This is a genomic window from Microbacterium meiriae (genome assembly GCF_040685015.1).
Lineage (GTDB): Bacteria > Actinomycetota > Actinomycetes > Actinomycetales > Microbacteriaceae > Microbacterium > Microbacterium meiriae.
The window spans coordinates 173,879-190,581 of the sequence record NZ_JBFBHD010000001.1 but is presented as its reverse complement, the minus strand read 5'-3'; the positions used below and the strand labels follow the sequence as shown (position 1 = coordinate 190,581).

The following is a 16,703-nucleotide window of genomic DNA, read 5'->3' as shown; positions in this document are numbered from 1 at the left end:
CTACCGTGTCGGCATGACGGAACCCCTCGTGATCGGCGCCATGGTGCGCACCCTCGGCGCCTACCCCTCCGGCTGGCGGTATCCCGGAGCCCACCGCGACCCCGCGGAGGACGCGGACATCCTGCGCCGCATCGCGCGGGAGGGGGAGGACGCAGGTCTGGACTACCTCTTCTTCGGCGACTGGCTGGCGACCGGACCCGACCTGGAGTTCCGCGACCCCTACCTGCTCGCCCGCATCGACCCGCTGAGCGTGGTGCTGTTCCTCGCCGGGGTGACCTCGCGGATCGGTCTCATCGCGACGGTCAACACCACCTATGCCGATCCGTACGCCACGGCGCGGGCGCTGGCCTCCCTCGACGTCCTCACCCACGGCCGGGCGGGGATCAACCTCGTCACCGGCGCCGAGCCGCGTGCCGCGGGCAACCACGGCCGTGACGCCCACGCCGACACCGAGACCCGCTACGACCGGGCCGAGGAGTTCGTCGTCGCTCTGCGCCGGCTCTGGGACTCGTGGGACGAGGACGCCTGGATCGCGGACGCCGAGCGCGGCGTGCTCATCGACCCCGAGGGGCTGCGCGCGGCCGAGGTCACGGGCGCACATGTGCGGGTCGCCGGTCCGCTCAACGTCGCGCGTCCGCCGCAGGGGCGCATCCCGATCGTGCACGCGGGGACCTCGCCGCGGTCGCGGGCGCTCGCCGCGACCGCCGCCGATCTCGCGCTCATCGCCGCGCCCACCCTCGCCGATGCCGTGACCACGCGGCGGCTGCTGAAGGACATCGCCGCGGACGCGGGGCGCCCGGCGGAGGAGCTGAAGGTCATCGCCCCGGTGCTGCCCGTCGTCGCGGACTCGGACGCCGGGGCGCACCGGATCGTCCGGCGGCTGCTGGAACTCGTGCCGCTCGCTGAGGGGGTGCAGCCCGATCGCGTCGCGTTCCCGCCGAACCGCACGGTGGATTCCCTCGCCGACGCACTGGAGGTGGCCGCCGACGACCCGCTGCGTGCCGCCGCCTTCGACGCCCCGGTGACGGCCGCCGAGGCGCTCCGGTTGGGGGAGCGGGGTGCCGCGCTCGTCGAGCGACTCGCGCGGATCGCCGGGCTCGCGGTCGGGGCGGAGGCGGCAGTGACCTGGCGGCATCTCGTCGCCGCGCACGCCGTCCCCGCGGCCTTCGTGGTCGGCGATGCCGGCACGATCGCCGACCACTTCGAGAGCTGGCGCGACGCGGGGGCCGCCGACGGCTTCAACGTCCTCTCGGCATTCCAACCCGCGCAGTTCGAGGCCTTCACCCGCCTCGCGGCCCCCGAGCTCCGCCGCCGTGGCCTGCTCCGCGCGGCGGAGGAGGCCGGCAAGGACGGCCGGCGTGAGACGCTGCGCGACCGCCTCCGTGTGACGTCGCGTGTCGGCGCGTGACCACGGGTGTCGTCTCGCGACACCCGGAGTCCGCCGCCTCGCCCCCGTGCCCTGCCGCTTCCTACCGTGAACACCACCTGCACCCCCTCCGCACCCGAGACCCCGTCTTCCGAATCCGAGGAGTCCCCCGCATGAACCGCCGCCTCATCCGCACCGCCGCCGTCGCGGTCCCGCTCGTCCTGGCCGGCAGCCTCGCCGCCTGCGCCACCTCGCCCGCCCCGGGGAACACTCCGGCCGACGCGGGGGACCCGGTCTCCGGCGGCACCCTGACCTACCTCGAGCACCAGGCCTACACGAACCTGTACCCGCCGCAGGCCGGCTTCTACCCGAACGGCGGCATCGTCAACAACATCGCCGCCCGGCTCACCTGGCAGAATCCGGAGACGCTCGAGATCGAGCCGTGGATCGCCGCGGAGTGGACCGTGAACGACGACGCCACGGAGTACACCTTCGACCTCAACCCGGACGTGACGTTCTCGGACGGCACGCCCGTGGACGCCGCCGCCGTCGCGAAGAACTTCGACACCTACGGGCTGGGGGACGCCGAACGCGGTCTCACCGTCTCCGAGGCCATCAACAACTACGCCGGCAGCGAGGTGGTGGACGAGGACACCGTGACGTTCCGCTTCAGCGCGCCGTCGCCCGGCTTCCTGCAGGCGACGTCGACCATCAACTCGGGGCTGCTGTCCCCGGAGACGCTGGACGGCACGATCGAGGATTTCGGCGCCGGCAACGCGGAGGAGATCATCGGCTCCGGTCCCTTCACCGTCACCGACGAGAAGCTCGGAACCGAGTACACCCTCACCGCCCGCGACGACTACGACTGGGGCCCGGACAGCGTCGAGAGCGACGGTCGTCCCTACCTCGACGCCGTGCACGTGCTGGTGACCCCCGAGGACTCCGTCCGCATCGGGTCGCTGCTCGCGGGCCAAGCCGACTACGTCCGCTACGTCCAGGCGTTCGACGAGGACCGCGTGGAGGGGGCCGGCTTCACGCTGTACGCGCCGCAGACCCGCGGCGTGAACAACTCGATCGCCCTCCGCCCGGAGAACCCGCTGCTGTCCGACATCCGCGTGCGTCAGGCGATCATCGCCGCGGTCGACGCGCAGGAGGTCGTCGACACCCTGTTCACCGAGAACTACCCGGTGGCCACGTCGGTGCTGTCCTCCCAGGCAGCGGGATACAAGGACGAGTCCGCGCACTACGCCCACGACCCGGAGAAGGCGGAGGCGCTGCTCGACGAGGCGGGCTGGAAGCCCGGCGCCGACGGCATTCGCGAGAAGGACGGCGAGCGGTTGTCCATCACGGTCTACGAGGCCAAGCCGCAGCCGCTGTCGAAGCAGACCCTGGAGCTCGTGGCGCAGCAGCTCGCGGCGGTCGGCGTCGAGCTCACCGTCAAGCCCGGCGACGCGGGCAGCTACGCGGAGGACACGCGTGATCCCCTGAAGACGGGGTTCTACCACTCGATGGTCGGCCGTGCGGATCTCGACGTGATCAAGAGCCAGTACTTCACGAAGAACCGCGACGTGCTGATCTCGCAGGATGCGACGCTCGACGAGCTGCTCCTCGCCGTCGCCTCCGAGCCGGATGCCCAGAAGCGGGTGGCCGCCTCCCAGGCCGTGCAGGACTACATCGCGGAGCAGGCGTACGTGATCCCGCTCTTCGAGGAGCCGCAGGTCTACGGCGCGGCGACGTACGTGCACGGCGTCGCGTTCGAGTCGGTCGGCCGCCCCACGTTCTCCGGCGTGTGGCTCGCGGAGCACTGAGGACCACGGTGACCCCATGACCTTCGTCCTCCGACGGGCCGGGCAGGCCGCGATCGTGCTGATCGCGGCCTTCACGGCCACGTTCTTCCTGCTGCAGCTGCTGCCGGGAGACGCCATCCTCATCAAGTTCTCCGACCCGGGCCTGGGGCTCTCGCCGGAGCAGCTCGACGACATCCGCGCGACCTACGGCGCCGACGTGCCGTGGGGGGAGCAGTATCTGCACGCGGGGCTCGGCTTCCTCGCCGGCGACTTCGGCTACTCGACCCAGTACGGCACCCCGGTCCGGACGATGCTCGCTGAAGCACTGCCCGCCACGCTGCTGCTCGCGGCGCTCGGGCTCCTGGTCGCCGTCCTGCTCGCGGTGCTGATCGCGGTGCTCTCCTCGCTCGCGCTCTTCGCCTGGCTGCGGGACGGTCTGCGGCAGGTGCCGGGACTGTTCGTGGCGGTCCCTGTGTTCTGGCTCGGGATCCTGCTCATCCAGGTGTTCTCGTTCGGGCTCGGATGGGTGCCGATCGTGGGGGCCGATCCGATCAGCGGCCTGATCCTCCCCGTCCTCACGCTCGCCGTGCCGATCTCGGCGCCCCTCGCCCAGGTCCTGGTCCGATCCATCGACCGCGTGCAGGCGCAGCCGTTCGTGACCGTGGTGCGGGCGAAGGGCGCGCCGCCGGCGTGGGTGCTCACGCGGTCGGTCTCGCGCAACGCCGCCGTCCCGACCCTCACCATCGCGGGGGTGCTGTTCGGAGAGCTCGTCGGCGGCGCGGTGGTCACCGAGACCGTCTTCGGCCGCACCGGCATCGGGCGCCTCACGGAGCAGGCCGTCGCGAACCAGGACATCCCGGTGCTGCAGGGAGTGGTGCTGCTGTCGGCCCTGGGGTTCGTGGTGATCAGCTTCGCCGTCGACCTCGCCACGCCCCTGATCGACCCGCGGCAGCGGCGGGCGGCCCGCGCCGCCCGGTCGCGCCCCGTCCGTCCCACTGCCCAGGAGGTGCCCGCATGACCGCTCCCGTGATCGCGGAGACATCCGTCGAGACGCCCGGAGCGCTCCCCGCGCCGGCAGCTCCCGCCCCCGTCTCCCCGTCCCGTCCGCGGCGACGCTTCCGCGCCTGGGGGCTGTACCTCGCGTTCGCTGTCGTCGCCGTGGCGGTGCTGTGGGCGGTGATCCCGGGGGTCTTCGCGCCGGGCGATCCGCTGACCGGCGTGCCCGCCGACAAGCTCCTGCCGCCGAGCGCCGCGCACTGGTTCGGGACCGACGCCCTCGGCCGCGACCTCTTCGGCCGGGTCGTGCACGGCGCGGTGCACTCCCTGTCGGGCGCGCTCATCGCCGTGACGGTCGGCCTCGCGCTCGGCACGCTCCTCGGAGCCGTCGCCGGCGCGACCGGCGGTGTCGTGGACGACGTGCTGATGCGGATCGTCGACGTGCTGCTGGCCATCCCCGGGCTGCTGCTGTCGCTCTCCGTCATCATCCTGCTCGGCTTCGGAACGGTGAACGCGGCGATCGCCGTGGGACTCGGCAGCGTCGCCGCCTTCGCCCGGCTCATGCGCGCCGAGGTGGCGCGGGTGCGCCGCACCGAGTACGTCGAGGCGGCGTACGGCAGCGGCGGCACCTTCGTCGCCGTGCTGCGCCGGCATGTGTTCCCGAACGCCCTCACCCCGATCATCGCGCTCGCCGCGCTGCAGTTCGGCACGGCCATCCTCGCCATCTCCACCCTCGGCTTCCTCGGCTACGGCGCGCCGCCGCCCACCCCCGAGTGGGGCCTGCTGATCGCCGAGGGGCGCAACTACATCGCGACCGCCTGGTGGCTCACGGCGCTCCCCGGCCTCGTGGTGGTCGCCGTCGTGCTCAGCGCCAATCGCATCAGCCACCGGCTCGGAAGGAGCGCCCGATGACCGCGCCCACCCCCGTCCTCACCGCGACGGACCTGCGGGTCTCGTACGCCGCCCGCGAGGTCGTGCACGGCCTCTCCTTCGCCATCGCGGAGGGGGAGACCCTCGCCCTCGTCGGCGAGTCGGGCTCCGGCAAGTCCACCACGGCGCACGCCCTCCTCGGCCTGCTGCCGGAGGGCGGACGGGTCGAGGGCGGGCGCGTCCGGCTCGGCGACCTCGACATCTCCGGATGGTCGGATCGGGCGTTCCGCGGCATCCGCGGGTCGGAGATCGGGCTGGTGCCGCAGGATCCGACGACCTCGCTCGACCCGGTGCGCCCCGTCGGCGTGCAGGTCGCCGAGGTGCTGCGTCTGCACGGGCATCGCGACCGTCGTTCCCGGAACGCCCGCGTGCTCGAGCTGCTCGACCGCGTCGGGCTGGACGACCCCGATCTGCGTGCTCGACAGTATCCGCACGAGCTCTCCGGCGGGATGCGGCAGCGGGTCCTCATCGCGGCCGCGATCGCCCTCAGCCCTCGGCTGCTCATCGCGGACGAGCCCACCAGCGCCCTCGACGCCACGGTGCAGCGCCGCGTGCTGGATCTGCTGGACGAGCTGCAGCGCGAGGACGGCACGAGCATCCTGCTCGTGACGCACGACCTCGGCGTCGCCGCGGACCGGGCGGCGCGGATCGCGGTGCTGAAAGACGGCCGGATCGTGGAGCAGGGGCCGAGTGCGCAGGTGCTCGCGGAGCCGGAAGACCCGTACACGAGGCAGCTGCTCGCGGACGCGCCCGCCTTCACGACCGGCTTCCGGCGTCCGGACGCGCCGCCGTTCCTCCGGGACGCCGCGGCAGTGGCCGCCGAGAAGCCCTACGAGATCGTGGCTGCCGGCCTCGTCAAGGAGTTCCGGGTCGCGGGTCGTGAGCGCTTCCGGGCGGTCGACGACGTCTCCTTCCGGGTGCGGCGCGGGACGACCCATGCGCTGGTCGGCGAGTCCGGATCGGGCAAGTCCACGACAGCGCGCCTGGTCACGCGCTTCCTCCGTCCGGACGCCGGGACCGTGGAGCTCGCGGGGGAGGACGCGACGGCCGTCGAGGGGGCGCGACTGCGTGCGCTGCGCCGACGGATCCAGCTCGTGTACCAGAACCCCTTCGCCTCCCTGGATCCACGGCAGCAGATCGCCGACATCGTGGCCGAGCCGCTGCACAACTTCCGCATCGGCGGCCGGTCCGAGCGTCGGGATCGCGCGGTCGCCCTGCTCGAGCGCGTGGCGCTGCCGGCGGATGCGGCCCGCCGCACGCCGAGCGAGCTGTCCGGCGGGCAGCGCCAGCGGGTCGCGATCGCGCGGGCGCTCGCCGTCGACCCGGAGATCCTCGTGCTCGACGAGGCGGTGTCGGCGCTCGATGTGACGGTGCAGGCGCGCATCCTCGAACTGCTCTCCGCGCTCCAGGCCGAGCTCGGACTCACCTACCTCTTCATCTCGCACGACCTCGCGGTGGTGCGTCGCATCAGCCACACCGTCTCCGTCATGCACCGCGGGCGCGTGGTGGAGGACGGACCGACCGAAGAGCTGTTCCACGACCCGCAGCACGAGAACACCCGGGAGCTGCTGGCCGCGGTTCCCGGTCGAACGGAGATCATCGCATGAGCGCCACCGCCCCTCGCCCCACCGTCGCGTTCTTCACCCGGCTCCTCGACGACGCATCCCCGGACGACCGCTACCGCCTCGCCCTGGCGCAGATCCAGCACGCCGAACGGCACGGCGTGGGGAGGGCGTGGGTGGCGCAGCACCACTTCCGGGCGGCGGAAGGCGGGCTGCCCTCGCCGCTCGTCTTCCTCGCGCACGCGGCGGCACGCACTTCGGGGATCCGGCTCGGCACCGGGATCATCACGCTGCCCCTCGAAGACCCGGTCCGGGTGGCCGAGGACGCCGTGGTGGCCGACCTGCTCGCGGACGGGCGGATCGACCTCGGGCTCGGCAGCGGCGGCACCCCGTCGTCCTTCGCGCCCTTCGGGGAGGACGTGCGCGACAAGGGGCCCACCTACGACCGCAAGCTGGGCGTGCTTCTCGACGCTCTCCAGGGCCGCGACGTCGGTGCGGGGAACACGCTGTATCCGGACGCGGGGTCGCTGGCCTCGCGGATCTGGCAGGCGACGTTCTCGGCACCCGGCGGTCATCGAGCAGGCGTCCACGGTCATGGACTGCTGCTGTCCCGCACGCAGCCCCGCCCCGGCGACCGTCTGCACGCACCGCTGTCCGCCCTACAGGACCCGATCATCGACGCGTACCTCGACGCGCTCCCCGCCGGCGAGACTCCGCGGATCACCGCCTCCCGCACCGTGTTCGTGGCGGACGACCGCGTCGAGGCGCTCCAGTTCGCCGAGGTCGGTCTACGGCGGGCGGCCGAGGGCTTCCGGCGGCAGGGCCAGACGATCCCCGGCGACGGCATCGACGACCTCATCGCCGCTCTCGACACGCACCTCGGCACCCCGGAGGAGGTCGCCGCCTCGCTCGCCGCCGACACCACGTTGCACCGCGCGACCGAGGTGGCGTTCCAGGTGCACTCGGTCGACGCGCCGCACGCCCACGTCCTGCGCTCGATCGAGCTGTTCGCGACGGAGGTCGCCCCGGCCCTCGGCTACGCGCTCACGCCGCCGGATCCCGAGACCACCCACGCGCCCGAGAACACCCCCACCGTGAAGGAGAACGCATGACCGCCGACATCGTCGACCAGCTGACGGGGGTGACGCCGGAGTTGGATGCGCTGCGTCGGCGCCGTCCCGTGACCAGGGAGCAGCTCCAGGCGAGCTTCGACGCGCTCTTCCACCCGGTATCCGCGGAGCATGTGTCTCTCGCAGAGCGCGCGCTCATCGCGGCATTCGCGACCGCGCTCGCTGGTGCCGACGACCCCACGGCGGTGTTCTACGCCGGGCGGGCCCGCGAGATCGACCCGGAGCGCGCCGCGATCGTCGCCCGAGAGGCCGAGGCCGCCGCGACCACGGGACCGTTCGGCGCCTACACCGAACGCGGGCTGGAGGCGGAGAGCACCGACGGCACGCGCTACCTCCCGGACGAAGCGGCATCGGCGGCCTTGGGGGAACGTCTCGCGACCGCTCTCGCGCACACGCACCTGCTGGTGTTCCGTCCCCGCGAGGCATCCGGCGCCGACCTCGGCAGCCTGCACGACGCCGGCTGGTCGACGGACGGCATCGTGACGCTGTCGCAGCTCGTGTCCTTCCTCGCCTTCCAGCAGCGGGTCGTCACCGGCCTCCGCGTGCTTCAGGAGGCCGGACGCACCGCCGCCGACACAGCGACCGCGACCGCCACCGACACCGACACCGACACCGACGAGGAGGCCGCATGACCGCCGCCGACACCGTGCTCCGCCACGACGCCGCCCCCTATCCGCACGCCTTCACGCGCGCCGAGGTCGGCTGGACACCCCACCTCGCGCCCCTGGCGGAGGAGGATCTCACCCCGCGACACCTCGATGGCCTCGTCGACGCCGCCCGCGCGAAGAACGAGTACTTCCGGCTGCTCGCGCGCGACCCCGAGGTGCTCCGCGCACGCACCCTCGTCGACAAGGACGTTTTCTACAACACCGCGGAGGGGCTCCCGCGCGCGGAGCGGGAGCTCGCGGCCACCGCCGCCTCCCGCCGCAACGGCTGCGTCTTCTGCGCGTCGGTGCACTCCCGGTTCGCGGCGCACCACGGCAAGCGGCCGGAGGACGTCGATACGCTCCTCGCCGAGGGCGTGGACGCGGATCTGGGGGAGCGCTGGAACGCGATCATCGCCGCCGCGGTCGCGCTGACCGACACGCCTCGCGCGTTCGGTCCCGCGCACATCGCGCGCCTCCGTGCGGCCGGACTGGACGACCTCGAGATCGCGGACGTCGTGCACGGCGCGGCCTTCTTCAATTGGGCGAACCGGCTGATGCTCTCGCTCGGCCGCCCCGTCGCTCCATTCTGAACGACAGGGAGGTCGTCGCCGGATGCGCTACCGTCGCATCATGACAAGCCGTCTGCGGCGCCGAAGCCTCCCTGTCGTCGGCTTCGTCGCTGCGGCCGCCATGCTCGTCGGGTGCGCGCCGAGCATCGAGAACCTCGTGCGGGTGAGCCTCGCGGATTCCATCGAAGACGCGCAGGACAGTATGTGGGAGCACCGCGGCAAGATCGTCACGGACTCGGAAGCGACCATCGCCGAACTCTCCCTCGCCTCCGACCTCCGAGACGGAACCGACGAGCTCGACGGCAACCCCCTCAAGCTCCTCGACCTCGACAAGAGGGGCGACGGCACCACCCTGACACTCCTCGCACTCGGTGGCGCGCAGACGGGCGGTGGCTGGTGGTACGAGCAGCGTCAGGGGGCGGTGTGCTTCACCCTGACCTTTCCGCGAGGCGAAGAGATCGTGGAGACAGGCCCCGCGGACTGCCCGGACATCCCGGAACTGGACGGCATCGAGGACGTCGTCCCGCTCGAAGAACTCGACGTCAGAATCACCGCCACCAAGGCCGACTACCCTGACTCGGTGTGCCAGTGCTACAGCGGCAGTGAGTGCGACTGCCCCGGAGGCTAGGCGATCGGGTCGGAGCCCGTCGTGGCCGCAACCCCGCTCCGGTGCCACCCTGATCTCTCAGGGGACGAGGATGATCTTCCCCGACGCGGCGCCGGTCTCCATGAGTTCATGGGCCCGTGCCGCCTCGGCGAGGGGCAGCTCCGGTGCTCCGAGCAGAAGCACTACGATCCGAATGTGACGTCTCAGAACCAGCTCGACGCCGGGGTGCCTGGTTCACCACGCCAGGTGGCCGCGGCCGAGACCGAACGGCATTGGCTCCTGTTGGCGGCGCAAGTCTTCCTCACCGGCTTGACCACGTATGTCGCGATAGCGATCTGGTCGACCACCGCGGCCGGGTACACAGAGGGCTTGCAGATCGTCGGATTCGCGGTCCTCTCCACTCCGCTTACGATCCTGGCGTTCCTGATCGGGCTGCCTCTGCGTATCGTGCCGAGGGCACGTCGGTGGTGGGTTCGATACGCGGGGTGGTTGTTCGCCTTGTTCGGAATCGCTGCGGGCGGCATGCTTCTGTCCTACGTCGTCGGCGATGCAGGACCGGTTCGCTATGCCCAGAGTGGATGGCCTGTGAGTGACGGCTATGCACCGGACGCGCGACTCTTCGTGCCATCCCTTGCTGTGCTGGCGTTCGCGACCATGCATCTTCGCCTCCCACCGCGCCGGAAGCCGAAAGCCGCCTGACCGATCAGTGTCGCCTGGCCGCGGCAGAACCCGCCGAACGCCGCGTGCGGGGTGACGCCCGACGCTGTCAGGGTTGGGGTCAGGGAACGAGGATGATCTTCCCCGAGGCGGCGCCGGTCTCCATGAGTTCATGGGCCCGTGCCGCCTCGGCGAGGGGCAGCTCCGGGCCGAGCTCGATGGTGAAGTCGCCCGCGGCCAGGAGGTCCACGGTCTTCTGCAGCGCCTCGGCGCGCCACTCCAGCTCCTGCGGCGTGAGCGGCTCGGGGGACCCGCCGGAGAACGCCCGGATGCGGAAGTCGGCGGCGTCGGGACCGCGGACGATGGTCGCGATGCGGTCGCGGTCCGCGACCAGGGCGAGGGAGGTCTCGATGGCCTCATCGGTGCCCGCACAGTCCAGGACGACGGTCACGGGGGAGGGGGCCGCCGCGCGGACGCGGTCGAGCAGGCCGTCGCCGTAGGCCACGGGGATCGCGCCGAGCTCGCGGAGCTGGTCGTGCCGGGCGGGGCTCGCGGTGGCGATCACCGTCGCGCCCCAGGCGACCGCGAACTGCACGGCGGCCTGGCCGACCGAGCCGGATCCTGCGTGCACGAGGAGCACGTCGTCGGCCGTCACGGCGAGCGAGCGGAGGGACTGGTAGGCGGTGCCGGCCGGGATGCCGATCGCCGCACCCTCGGCCGCGGTGACGGCGTCCGGGAGCTTCACGAGCTTGTCGACCTCGACCGCGAGGGCGGAGGCGTAGGTCCCGAGCGTGTCGCGGATCGCGACGCGGTCGCCGACCTCGAACCCGTCGACGCCCTCGCCCAGCACCTCGATCACCCCGGCACCGTCGAATCCGACCGGACGCGGTTCGGTGATCGGCGCAGACGGGCGCTTGCCGCCACGGAGCTTCGCGTCGATGGGGTTGGCACCGGCCGCCTCGATGCGCACCAGCGCCTCGCCGCGGACGGGCACGGGGTCAGGCACCTCCATCAGGTGGAGGACAGCGGGGGATCCGAACTCGGTGTAGACGATCGCGCGGGCCATGCCCTCAGGCTACCCGGCGGGGGTCACTTCCCCGCGAGCGCCTTGGTGATCCGCTGCGGCGACACCGGCTGCGCGGTGCCGAGACGCTGAGCGAAGACGCTGACCCGGTACTCCTCCAGCAGCCAGCGCACCTCGACGATCGCGGGGGGAGCGTCGGGCGCGAGGGGGATCGTGCCGCCGGCGTCCGCGAACAGCACCGCCATCCGCTCGAACTCCGTCATCCGTGCGCGGTCCTTGCCCGGCTCGTTCGCCAGGGTCTTCAACCGGTCGATCATGCCGTCGAGGTAGCGGGGGAAGTGGGCGAGTCGGTCGACACCCGCGGCCGCGACGAAGCCGGGGTGCAGCAGTCCGGAGAGCTGGGTGCGGATGTCGTTCAGCGGGCCGAGCAGCGCCAGCGAGTTCTGGGACTTGATGCCGCGCTCCACCTCCCGCGCCTTCGTGAGGATGCGGGCGACGAGGGAGACGCAGGCGAAGAGCTCGTCGACGAGCACGGCGGACACGGCGTCGCGGACCCGGGCGAACTCGGCCTCGGTGCGCACGACGCCACGGTCCTGGCCGTCGGCGCCGGTCGACGCGTCGATCACGCGACGGGCGACGGCGGCTCGGCAGTCCTCGATGAGCGCGGCCGCCGACGGATAGGGCGAGGCGGCGAGGGCGAGCTTCTCCTGGCTGGTGAGGTGCTGCTGCACGTACGAGGACGGCGAGGGCACCGCGAGCAGGACGAGACGGAGCACGCCGTCGCGCGTGGCGGCGGCCGCGGCGTCCGGAGTCGCCTCGACCCGCACCGACACGCTCTTGCCGGCATCGACGATCGCCGGATACCCGCGGACGACGCCGCCCGCGACCTTCGTGTCGATGACCGCCGGGAGGTCGCCGAACGTCCACGCCGTCAGCCCGGTCTGCTCGACCGGAGCCGCGGCCACGCGCTCCGCCCCGCGCGGCCCCGGTGCCTCCGCACGCCCGGGGCGGGCGATGGAGCGGGCGACGCTGCTGCGCGCGCGGTCGGAGAGCTCGGCCTGCAGCGCCCGGAGATCACGCCCTGACCCGACCACCCGTCCCCGCTCGTCCACGGCGCGGAAGTTCATGCGCAGGTGCGCCGGCACCCGCTCGTCATCGAAGTCCGCGGCCGTCACCACCTGGTTCGCGAGCGGCTGCACGAGCCGCGCGAGCGCTTCCTTGAGGGTGCGCGGGGGGAGGCCGCCGTGCACCTCCGGACCCTCGTCGGCCAGCGCCGCCCCGAACTTCTCCGCCCAGTCGGCGGCGGGGACGACGTGGCGCCGGATGGCCTTGGGCAGCGCGCGCAGCAGTCCGGTGACGAGCTCGGCGCGGAGCCCCGGCACCTGCCAGTCGAAGCCGCGATCCTCGATCTGGGCGAGCAGCGGCAGCGGCAGCACGACGCTCACGCCGTCATCGGGGGCACCCGGCTCGAACCGGTACGCGAGGCCGAGCACCTGGTCGCCCTGCGTCCACCGGGTCGGGAACTCGCGCTGGTCGGCGCGGTCCTCGTCGTCGATGAGGTCGCTCTCGCGCATCACGAGCAGCTTCGGCGTCGTCGTCAGCGCCTCGCGCCACCACTTCTCGAACGACCGCACGTCGAACACCTCGGCGGGGATGCGCTCGTCGTAGAACCGGAAGACGGCCTCGTCGCCGGCCAGGATGTCGCGGCGCCGCTCACGCTCCTCGAGCTTCTCGAGGCGGCGCCGGAGCTCGGCGTTGCTGCGCCAGAACGCGCTGACCCGCTTGTCGATCCGGGACGGGTCCCACTCGCCCTCGACGAGAGCATGACGGACGAAGAGCTCGCGCGAGGCGGCCCGGTCGATGCGGGCGAACTGCACGCGCCGGCGCGGGATGATCTCGACCCCGAACAGCGTGACCTTCTCGAACGCCACCGCGGCTCCGGCGTCCTTGGACCAGTGCGGCTCGGTGACCTGACGCTTCGCGAGGTCGCCGGCGAGGGGCTCGGCCCAGGCGGGGTCGATGGCGGCGACGGTGCGGGCGAAGGTGCGGGAGGTCTCCACGATCTCGGCCGCCATGACCGCCCGGGGACTCTTCTTGCGCAGCCCCGACCCCGGGAAGATCGAGAACCGGATACCCCGCGCGCCCCGGTACTCGGTGATCCGGCGGCGGGCGTCCTTCGCGGGAGAGTGGGCCTTCCCCGCGGGGGCGGTGCGCTCGTCGAGGACGCCGATCTGCGACAGCAGGCCGGACAGCAGCGCGCGGTGGATGGCATCCGGATCGGCCGCGCCGCCCGGCTCCGCCCCGCGATCGGGGCTCTTGACGAGCGTCCGGAGCTGCCGATGCACGTCGAACCACTCGCGGACGCGCACGTAGTTGAGGTGCTCGTTGCGGCACAGGCGCCGGAACGCGCTGGAGCCGAGTTCCCGTTGCTGTTCGCGCAGGTGGTTCCAGAGGTTCAGGAGGGTGAGGAAGTCGCTCGTCGGGTCCACGAAGCGCGCGTGCAGCCGGTCGGCCTCCTCGCGCCGGTCCTCCGGTCGCTCCCGCACGTCCTGGATGGACAGCCCCGCGACGATCGCGAGCACGTCCCGCAGCACCGAGGGGTTCCCTGCACCCCGCTGGGTCCCTGAGCCTGTCGAAGGGCCCGCACCCCGCTGGGTCCCTGAGCCTGTCGAAGGGCCTGACCCCCGCTGGGTCCCTGAGCCTGTCGAAGGGCCCGCCTCGATGAGCATCCGCGCGAACCGGGGGTCCATCGGCATCCGAGCGATGTCCCGCCCGATGCGGGTGAGCCGGGGGCCGTCGTCCGGTCCCTGAGCCTGTCGAAGGGCGCCGAGCTCGGTGAGCAGGTCGAACGCCGCCTTCACGCCCCGGGAGTCGGGCGGGGTGAGGAAGGGGAACGCGGTGATGTCGCCGAAGCCGAGCGCGAGCATCTGCAGGATGACCGAGGCGAGCGAGGTGCGCAGGATCTCGGGTTCGGTGAATTCGGGACGCCGCGCGTAGTCCTCCTCGGAGTACAGGCGGATGGCGATGCCGTCACTCGTGCGGCCGGCGCGACCGGAGCGCTGGTTCGCCGAGGCCTGCGAGATGGCCTCGATGGGGAGCCGCTGCACCTTCGAGCGGTTGCTGTACCGGGAGATGCGGGCCGTGCCGGTGTCGATGACGTACTTGATGCCGGGCACCGTGAGGCTCGTCTCGGCCACGTTCGTCGCGAGCACCACGCGGCGACGGACGCCGGCCACGGTGCTGCGCTCGAACACCCGGTGCTGCTCCGCGGCGGAGAGCCGGCCGAACAGGGGGAGGACCTCGGTGGGAGAACGGTCCTTGGCGTAGGCGGCGCGCACGGCGTCGGCCGCGTCCCGGATCTCCGCCTCGCCGGGCAGGAACACGAGCACGTCGCCGGGCGCCTCCCGGTCGAGTTCGCGGAGCGCCGTGACGATCGCGCTCACCTCGTCCTCCGGCTCGCCGGCGGCGTCCTGCTCCGCGTCCTCGTCGACGAGCGGGCGATAGCGGATCTCGACGGGATAGGTGCGCCCCGACACCTCGATGACCGGAGCGGGGGTGCCGTCGGCCGCGGCGAAGTGCCGCGCGAAGCTCTCCGGATCGATCGTGGCGGAGGTGATGACCACCTTCAGGTCCGGGCGCTCCGGGAGGATGCGGGCGAGGTAGCCGAGCAGGAAGTCGACGTTGAGGGACCGCTCGTGGGCCTCGTCGATGATGATCGTGTCGTAGCGCGTCAGCAGGCGGTCGCGGTGGATCTCGTTGAGGAGGATCCCGTCGGTCATCAGGGCGATGCGCGTCTCGTCGGAGACCTTGTCGGTGAAGCGCACCTTGTAGCCGACGAGCGTGCCGAGCTCGACCCGCAGTTCCTCGGCCACGCGCTCCGCGATCGTGCGGGCGGCCAGCCGCCGGGGCTGGGTGTGGGCGATGCGCTCGCGGCCCAGTTCCAGCGCGATCTTCGGCAGCTGCGTGGTCTTCCCCGATCCGGTCGCGCCGGCGACGATGACGACCTGGTGGTCCCGGATGGCATCGGCGATCTCGTCCCTGGCGGCGCTGACGGGCAGCTCCGGGGGATAGGAGATCACGGGGGAGGACATAGCCCTCCATCGTATGCCGGGATGCACACCGGAGCCGCCGCGATCGCCGCATACGATCATCGGGTGATGACTGCTCTGCGCCCCGTGCGCTGGTTCCGCGAGTTCGGTCGGCCGCCGCGCATCCTCGGCCTCGACGTCGCACGGGGTCTGGCGATCCTGGGAATGGCCGGCGCCCACGTCGGCATGACCGACGCTTTCGACTGGGGCGACCCCACCACGTGGACGGACCTCGTGCACGGTCGTTCCTCGATCCTCTTCGCGCTGCTCGCCGGCGTCTCCATCGCGCTCATGACGGGGCGCGACGTGCTGCCGGAGCGGGAGCGTCTCCCCGGCATCCGCCTGAATCTCGTCGGCCGCGGCGCCGTGATCTTCGTGATCGGTCTGGCCTTGGAGCTCCTCAACACCCCGATCGCCGTGATCCTGACGCTCTACGGGCTGCTCTACGTCGCCGTCATCCCCGTGCTGCGGTGGCGGCCCCGGCAGCTGCTCCTCGGCGCCGCCGTCCTCGCGCTCGCCGGTCCGGCGCTGCTCGCCCTGATCAGCGCGGTGGCGCTGCAGCCGTTCGGCGCGGGCATCGGGTTCGTGCTCTACGGCACCTATCCGATCACCGTGTGGCTGGCTCTCGTGCTTGGCGGTATGGCACTGGGCCGGCTCCGCGTGCAGGAGGTGCGCACGGCCGTCGTCGCCCTCGTCGTCGGGGTGGTCCTCGCCGCGATCGGCTACGGCCTGGGCGCCCTCGGCGCGGGCGCGGGGCTGGGCGGGACGGAATCGATCGTCTCCTCGACGAGCGAGGACTCCGGCAGCGAGAGCCTGGACAGTCTTCCCGCCGAGAGTCTGTCGTCGTTCATCCCGGACGACGTGATGCCGCCGTCCGGTTGGGAGAGCTACCCCGAGGCTCTCGCCGTGAGCGATCCGCTCGGTTCGGTGGTCCGCGCCGTCTTCGCCGTCGATCCGCACAGCGGCGGCACTGCGGAGATCCTGGGCTCCGGCGGGTTCGCCCTCGCGGTGATCGCGCTGTGCCTGCTCCTGAGCCGCCCGCTGCGCTGGCTGCTGCTGCCGCTCGGCGCTCTGGGGTCCATGCCGCTCACCGCATACAGCCTGCACGTCGTCTCCGTCGTCCTCGTCGCGGGCCCTGGCGGCTTCATCGCGGACAACTCGTTCTGGGGGCTCACGGCCGTGGTACTCCTGGTGGTGACGACGCTGTGGTCGATGTTCGTCGGCCGTGGTCCTCTGGAGCGCCTCGTCGGTAAGGGGGCCGCCGCGATGGCCGCGGTCCCTCGGCGCTGACGCTTTTCGTCATCCGCACGGGCACGCCTGTCATCACAGGTCCTAGGCTG

General features: G+C 72.3%; 14 protein-coding genes. 11 read left to right on the top strand and 3 right to left on the bottom strand.

Going from position 1 to position 16,703, the window contains the following annotated elements:
- Nucleotides 1-13 precede the first annotated feature (13 nt).
- From AB0N68_RS00910 to AB0N68_RS00870, 9 genes are all read left to right on the top strand, one after another.
- The gene (locus AB0N68_RS00910) at nt 14-1,408 is read left to right on the top strand and encodes an NtaA/DmoA family FMN-dependent monooxygenase (protein WP_280565713.1); all 1,395 of its coding nucleotides are present in this window, start codon (nt 14-16) and stop codon (nt 1,406-1,408) included.
- Nucleotides 1,409-1,539: 131 nt separating this feature from the next.
- Complete coding sequence (locus AB0N68_RS00905; RefSeq protein WP_280565715.1) at nt 1,540-3,174, top strand: TIGR04028 family ABC transporter substrate-binding protein; 1,635 nt, start codon at nt 1,540-1,542, stop codon at nt 3,172-3,174.
- A 16-nt stretch (nt 3,175-3,190) separates the two neighbouring features.
- On the top strand, nt 3,191-4,171 hold the full coding sequence (locus AB0N68_RS00900; protein WP_280565717.1) for an ABC transporter permease: 981 nt from the start codon (nt 3,191-3,193) through the stop codon (nt 4,169-4,171).
- Nucleotides 4,168-5,061, top strand: coding sequence for an ABC transporter permease (locus AB0N68_RS00895; protein WP_280565719.1), 894 nt, complete (start codon nt 4,168-4,170; stop codon nt 5,059-5,061). Before AB0N68_RS00900 ends, AB0N68_RS00895 begins: the two co-directional genes overlap by 4 nt.
- Complete coding sequence (locus AB0N68_RS00890; RefSeq protein WP_280565721.1) at nt 5,058-6,686, top strand: dipeptide ABC transporter ATP-binding protein; 1,629 nt, start codon at nt 5,058-5,060, stop codon at nt 6,684-6,686. The genes AB0N68_RS00895 and AB0N68_RS00890 overlap by 4 nt, the downstream gene beginning before the upstream one ends.
- The gene (locus AB0N68_RS00885; RefSeq protein ID WP_280565723.1) at nt 6,683-7,753 is read left to right on the top strand and encodes a putative FMN-dependent luciferase-like monooxygenase; all 1,071 of its coding nucleotides are present in this window, start codon (nt 6,683-6,685) and stop codon (nt 7,751-7,753) included. Before AB0N68_RS00890 ends, AB0N68_RS00885 begins: the two co-directional genes overlap by 4 nt.
- Nucleotides 7,750-8,403 carry a CMD domain protein gene (locus AB0N68_RS00880; protein ID WP_187662012.1) on the top strand — a complete coding sequence of 218 codons (654 nt, stop codon included), beginning with the start codon at nt 7,750-7,752 and terminating at the stop codon, nt 8,401-8,403. The genes AB0N68_RS00885 and AB0N68_RS00880 overlap by 4 nt, the downstream gene beginning before the upstream one ends.
- Nucleotides 8,400-9,008 (top strand): alkylhydroperoxidase domain protein, encoded by a 609-nt coding sequence (locus AB0N68_RS00875; RefSeq protein ID WP_280565726.1) that lies wholly within the window; start codon nt 8,400-8,402, stop codon nt 9,006-9,008. Before AB0N68_RS00880 ends, AB0N68_RS00875 begins: the two co-directional genes overlap by 4 nt.
- 40 nt (nt 9,009-9,048) lie before the next feature.
- Nucleotides 9,049-9,615, top strand: a complete 567-nt coding sequence (locus AB0N68_RS00870) for a hypothetical protein (RefSeq protein ID WP_280565728.1) — start codon at nt 9,049-9,051, stop codon at nt 9,613-9,615.
- Nucleotides 9,616-9,672: 57 nt separating this feature from the next.
- On the opposite strand, the gene AB0N68_RS00865 is transcribed toward AB0N68_RS00870, so the two are convergent.
- Complete coding sequence (locus tag AB0N68_RS00865; protein WP_280565730.1) at nt 9,673-9,777, bottom strand: zinc-binding dehydrogenase; 105 nt, start codon at nt 9,775-9,777, stop codon at nt 9,673-9,675.
- Nucleotides 9,778-9,789: 12 nt separating this feature from the next.
- Between AB0N68_RS00865 and AB0N68_RS00860 the strand changes: the two genes are divergently transcribed.
- Nucleotides 9,790-10,293, top strand: coding sequence for a hypothetical protein (locus AB0N68_RS00860; protein WP_280565732.1), 504 nt, complete (start codon nt 9,790-9,792; stop codon nt 10,291-10,293).
- A 79-nt stretch (nt 10,294-10,372) separates the two neighbouring features.
- Here the strand turns inward: AB0N68_RS00860 and AB0N68_RS00855 are convergent, their stop codons facing one another.
- On the bottom strand, nt 10,373-11,317 hold the full coding sequence (locus AB0N68_RS00855) for a quinone oxidoreductase family protein (RefSeq protein WP_280565734.1): 945 nt from the start codon (nt 11,315-11,317) through the stop codon (nt 10,373-10,375).
- Between the two features lie 23 nt (nt 11,318-11,340).
- Nucleotides 11,341-15,366 carry an ATP-dependent RNA helicase HrpA gene (gene hrpA, locus AB0N68_RS00850; protein ID WP_280565736.1) on the bottom strand — a complete coding sequence of 1,342 codons (4,026 nt, stop codon included), beginning with the start codon at nt 15,364-15,366 and terminating at the stop codon, nt 11,341-11,343.
- A 66-nt stretch (nt 15,367-15,432) separates the two neighbouring features.
- Here hrpA and AB0N68_RS00845 point away from each other — a divergent pair, with 66 nt between their 5' ends.
- The gene (locus AB0N68_RS00845) at nt 15,433-16,653 is read left to right on the top strand and encodes a heparan-alpha-glucosaminide N-acetyltransferase domain-containing protein (protein WP_280565738.1); all 1,221 of its coding nucleotides are present in this window, start codon (nt 15,433-15,435) and stop codon (nt 16,651-16,653) included.
- Nucleotides 16,654-16,703 lie beyond the last annotated feature (50 nt).